Here is a 4423-nt window from a genome sequence, read left to right as displayed (position 1 = left end):
GCCGGCAAAGAGCGCTTCGGTGATGGCGGTTGTTGACAGGGGAGAAGTGGGCGCCGCCTTCGGAAGAGTGACTTCCGCGGAGGCGAAGCCACGCAGTTGGGTGAGCATTTGCTCCACCGCGCTTTTGGCCTCCGTCAGCCCGACGTTGGTTTGTGCACGATAGAGTTTGATTGCCCCGATCTTGTCGCCGGCCAGCATTGCGCGTTTGACCTCTTCGAATTCATCCATGGGGTCGGACATATCTAAGAATGCGCCCAGCCACGGTCAGCCAGGATTTCCTGGCCGGTGATGGCGCGGCTGGCTTCGCTGGCGAGGAAGAGCACGACGTCCGCGATCTCCGCCGGCTGAAGTAACTGCGGCACGCATTGCGAGCGGCGGATGAGGCGTTTGACCGCGGGCGTGACGAAATCCTTGAGTTGCCGTTCCGTCATCACCCAGCCGGGGGAGACGGTATTGACGCGGATGCCGCGTGGGCCGAGTTCGCGCGCGAGCGAGCGGGTGAAACCGAGCACACCGCCCTTGGTCGCCACATAGGCGGTCATGGGCGCGGGCGCGATGTGAAAGGTGATCGAGGCCAGGTTGATGATCGCGCCCCCGGCTTTGGGCATGGCGGGCGAAGTCTCTCTCGCCATCAAGAAATAAGCCCGCAGGTTGGAAGCGAAGAGATCATCCCAGTCCTTCACCGACATGCTTTCCAGGGTCATGCGCGGATCGCGGGCGGCGTTGTTGACGAGCGCGTGAATGGGCCGGCCGCCCTTGGTGATGCCTTTCACCCAGCGCACGATCTGCGCTTCGCGAGTGAGGTCGACCCGAGTAAACGATACACGGTCGCCCAGCTCGCGAGCCAGTGACTGGCCGGCGCTAGCATCGGTATCGCAGAAGTGAATTACGGCTTCCTGTTCATGAAAGGCGCGCACGATGGCTTCACCGATTCCATTAGCTCCGCCGGTGACCAAGACGCGGCGGTTGCGAAGGTCAGGGTATGCGGGCATATTGTGGTTCTTCAGCCATGGACGAGTGCTCGAAAATATCGGTCGATGGCGAAGCGTCCAACAGATAAACCAGTTACGCCATGAGCTCCGATTCCCATTCACCGGGTCTTTTCCGAACCTTCGCCGCAGGACGGAGGTACTTGGCGATCGGCATTGTCCTGCTCTTCATTTGCGGCGCCGCGCTGGCGGGTGACAAGGAAGCCGTCAGCACACTTTCCAAAACACCGCTTTTTGCGTTTGGGGGGATTGGCGTGGCGGGCATTACCTCGCCGGGAGAGTATGCTTTCAAGAGCGTGCTGGCGTCGGATTCCGCCGCGGCGGATTTCTTGCAAATCCTGAAAGCCGGCACGCCGCAAGCGCAGTGCTACGCGCTGGTCGGGCTGCGGCTCAAGGACCGGCCGGTCTTCGACGAACAAGTCAAACGCTTCGCTTCTTCCAGTCAAAAGGTCGATACGTGCGCGGGATGCGCACCGATGACACTGCCCATGTCCTCGGTGGTGGCGACGATTCAGAAGGGATCCTACGACGACCGCGCGAAAGCCAAGCCGGAAAAGCCGAGGTAGTCTTGCGGGCTCCTCGCGCTTCGACTTCCTGCCAGCCTATGCCCATCGTGGTCGATAACCTTCTGCGAACAGCGACAGATTCAGACGACCGCGAGCAAATCAAAGAACTCCTCGCCACCGGGAGTGTGCGGATTGAGCAGATTGTTTCGCACGGGCAGGCGAGCCCGGAAGGATTCTGGTACGATCAGCCGGAAGCGGAATGGGTCGTCCTCTTGCAAGGCTCTGCGACGTTGTTGATCGAAGGCGAGCCGGGCGTGACTTTGGGAGCAGGGGATTACTTGCTGATTCCTGCGCACCTTCGGCATCGGGTGGAGCGGACGTCGGAGGATGCGCTCTGGCTGGCCGTGCACTTTCGCGACGAAACGAAAGTCACTTCGCGGACTTAGGCGGCAAAGCCGGCGCGAATCGCGGCCAGTCCTTTGGGAACTGCTGTCTCGGCGTCTTCCTTGCCCTCCATCTCCAGCGAGACGTAGCCAGTGTAGCCGGCATCCCGGAGGATTTTGGCGATGCGGGCATAGTCGAGGTCCAGAGTGTAAAATTCACCGCCGCCGTCATAGGTCTTGGCCTGCACGAATACGGTCTTCGCAGCGATCTTCGTGAGTTTGTCGTACGGGTTCTCCATGAAGTTTCCGGTATCCATGAGCGCGCCCAGCCATGGCGAATTGATCGCGTCGATGATGCGCAATTGTCCCTCGGGCGTGCCGCTCAGTCCCCAATGATTTTCCAGCGCGAGGACCACGCCGCGCTCCTCTGCGAGGTCCGTGCATCGCTGAATGCACTCGATGCACCATTTGAATCCGTCGTCTTCGATGTAACCGGGCAGCACCGGTTCGACGCCGCGCGCTTTCATCAGCGCTGCAAAATCGGGAATGGTCTTCCAGCGACCGGAACTGATGCGAATGCAAGGAATGCCGAGGGCATAGGCGATCTCGATGCACTTTTCGGTGAAGGCCATCCATTGGTGGCGTTCGGCGGGATTCGGCGAGACAAAGTCCTGGAGGATGGAAAGGCAGACCAGGTCCACGCCGCAGTGCAACGCGTGTCGCTTGAGGTTGCGGCAATAAACATGGGTGGCGGCGTCGAGTCGGCCGAGTTCGTCAATCGCCATTTGCCGGTGCAGGAGATCGATGCCGTTGACCCCCAGAGCCGACGCCTTCTCCATGATTTGTTCCACCGGCATTTTTTCGCCGCGGAAGTGCCAATAGGAGTAGGTCGAGAGCGCGAGCTTGAGCTGGCTGCGCGGCGCGGCGACCGGAGGTGCTTTGCTTTCCGCGGCGCGCAGAGCTACGGCACTGAGGCCAGATGTGGCCCCGAGGAGGAAAGCGCGGCGATTCATGAGGTGCGACTAACAGATGTCCGTGGCGAAGACAATCTCTGCGAAGTCCGGGGAGGGCTCGACACGCCCGCGCTGGTTTGCCTAGCCTGCGCAGGCATGGATATCCACATTGCCCGCAATGGGAAGCAGTTCGGGCCGTTCCCCTTGGATGAAGTCAAACGTCAGCTCGCGGTGGGAGAGTTATTCCCGAGCGACCTCGCGTGGACGAACGGCGAAAAGGACTGGGTGCCGCTGGCCGGCTTCCCGCCCTTGATGAACTCCCCATCATCCCAAGAGCCGCCGCCGATCAGCCCATTGCGCGCGCTCGATACCGCCCGGCCGATCCCGAGCGTGGTGGAGCCGCCGCAGTTGCAGCCGCGGCAGACCTCCGGTGCCGCCATCGCGAGTTTGGTTTTTGGCATCCTCTCCTTCTCGTGCCTGCCTTTGATCGCCACGCTTTTTGCGATCATCTTTGGACACGTAGCGTTGAGTGCCATTCGGAAATCCGCCGGGGCGCTGAAGGGGGAGGGGATCGCGATTTTCGGTTTGGTGCTGGGTTATCTCAGCATCGGGGCTTTGCCGATCCTGGCGGGCATCGCGGTGCCGGTCTTTGCCGAGGTGCAGGTGAAGGCCAAGGAGAAGCAGTCGCTTTCCCATGCCAAACAGATTGCCGTGGCCTCGCTGGCTTATGCCAGCGATCACCAGGGAGCGTTTCCGCCGAAGCTCGACGATCTCGTGCCGACTTACCTGCCGGATCGGGTCTTCTTTGCCTCTCCTCTGACGCCAGGGGAACCGGTGGCTTACTATTATTTTGGAGGCACCGATCAAGCTCCGCCGGACACCGTGCTCCTGATGAGCAAGTACAAGAATAAGCGTGGCCGGCGAATCATCATGCATGTCGATGGCAGCGGCCTGGTCGGCGTGCCGCCTTCAGATGTGCTGCCGCCTGCTGGGCAGTGATACTTCCGTGCCGCAGGGGGAGGAAGTATGCGGGATGAGGGACTCGAACCCCCAACAAACTGCGTGTAAAGCAGCTACTCTACCATTGAGTTAATCCCGCGATGGCTCGCGGAAAGTGGGCCGAAACGTGCGGGCTGGCAAGTGCATAGCGTCGCGACCTGCGGCGGTCACGTTGCTACGAGAGTCGCAAGTCGTAGGTCACGAGGCGTGGATGCAACTTGCGGCACGCTTCCTTGGAAACAGCAGGCGATGCACCGGCATGCTCGACGAAGTGCCGATGGTTCTGTTCGAGCCGGTAGGACTTCGCTTTGCCTTTGCCGGTGACCGTCACAAGGAGGGGCATCTGTGGGGGGATGCCGGGATGCAATGACGGATAGAGCGAGGTGCGGCGGTAGCGCAGGCCGGCCCCGCGCTTTCCGGCGGGGAAGGTCTGGAGCGGAAGCTCGTGACTGGCGACGCGGATCTTGTAGCGCGCGGCGAACTCCCGCGAGACGACGAATTCCAGGCGCTCGATGGAGGTATCGACAAAACGGCTGGTGCTGCCGCCTTCCAGCGGTTGCTCGCAGAGCAGTGGCCAGCCTTCGTTTCCGCGG

The 4423-nt window shown here is 61.4% G+C and carries 6 protein-coding genes, 1 tRNA gene and 1 pseudogene; 3 read left to right on the top strand and 5 right to left on the bottom strand.

Features of this window, described 5'->3' with window-relative positions; all coding sequences use genetic code 11:
- Positions 1-228: pseudogene (locus ABJF10_RS29555) on the bottom strand (hypothetical protein); the annotation flags it as partial.
- 14 nt (positions 229-242) lie between these two features.
- Entirely contained in the window at positions 243-992 is a 750-nt protein-coding gene (locus ABJF10_RS29550; protein WP_348548196.1) for an SDR family NAD(P)-dependent oxidoreductase, read from the bottom strand.
- Positions 993-1072: 80 nt separating this feature from the next.
- Here ABJF10_RS29550 and ABJF10_RS29545 point away from each other — a divergent pair, with 80 nt between their 5' ends.
- The gene (locus ABJF10_RS29545; RefSeq protein ID WP_348548195.1) at positions 1073-1555 is read left to right on the top strand and encodes a hypothetical protein; all 483 of its coding nucleotides are present in this window, start codon (positions 1073-1075) and stop codon (positions 1553-1555) included.
- A gap of 38 nt (positions 1556-1593) precedes the next feature.
- Positions 1594-1941, top strand: a complete 348-nt coding sequence (locus ABJF10_RS29540; RefSeq protein ID WP_348548194.1) for a cupin domain-containing protein — start codon at positions 1594-1596, stop codon at positions 1939-1941.
- Here the strand turns inward: ABJF10_RS29540 and ABJF10_RS29535 are convergent.
- Positions 1938-2891: a sugar phosphate isomerase/epimerase family protein gene (locus ABJF10_RS29535; RefSeq protein ID WP_348548193.1), complete on the bottom strand. Its 954-nt coding sequence runs from the start codon at positions 2889-2891 to the stop codon at positions 1938-1940. The genes ABJF10_RS29540 and ABJF10_RS29535 overlap by 4 nt on opposite strands.
- Before the next feature lie 96 nt (positions 2892-2987).
- On the opposite strand from ABJF10_RS29535, the gene ABJF10_RS29530 reads away from it, so the two are divergent.
- Positions 2988-3830: a DUF4190 domain-containing protein gene (locus tag ABJF10_RS29530; protein WP_348548192.1), complete on the top strand. Its 843-nt coding sequence runs from the start codon at positions 2988-2990 to the stop codon at positions 3828-3830.
- A gap of 28 nt (positions 3831-3858) precedes the next feature.
- Here ABJF10_RS29530 and ABJF10_RS29525 read toward each other — a convergent pair.
- Positions 3859-3930: transfer RNA gene (locus tag ABJF10_RS29525), tRNA-Val, on the bottom strand.
- Positions 3931-4005: 75 nt separating this feature from the next.
- The coding region (locus ABJF10_RS29520) for a transglutaminase family protein (RefSeq protein WP_348548191.1) at positions 4006-4423 on the bottom strand (418 nt) is incomplete at its 5' end.

Source organism: Chthoniobacter sp., from assembly GCF_040003245.1.
Taxonomy (GTDB): Bacteria; Verrucomicrobiota; Verrucomicrobiia; order Chthoniobacterales; family Chthoniobacteraceae; genus Chthoniobacter.
This window is presented reverse-complemented; position numbering and strand designations above follow the sequence as displayed.

Coding starts and splice junctions, on each gene's coding strand:
- ABJF10_RS29530 (WP_348548192.1), top strand. CDS start 2,988: ATGGATATCCACATTGCCCGCAATGGGAAGCAGTTCGGGCCGTTCCCC.
- ABJF10_RS29550 (WP_348548196.1), bottom strand. CDS start 992: ATGCCCGCATACCCTGACCTTCGCAACCGCCGCGTCTTGGTCACCGGC.
- ABJF10_RS29535 (WP_348548193.1), bottom strand. CDS start 2,891: ATGAATCGCCGCGCTTTCCTCCTCGGGGCCACATCTGGCCTCAGTGCC.
- ABJF10_RS29540 (WP_348548194.1), top strand. CDS start 1,594: ATGCCCATCGTGGTCGATAACCTTCTGCGAACAGCGACAGATTCAGAC.
- ABJF10_RS29545 (WP_348548195.1), top strand. CDS start 1,073: ATGAGCTCCGATTCCCATTCACCGGGTCTTTTCCGAACCTTCGCCGCA.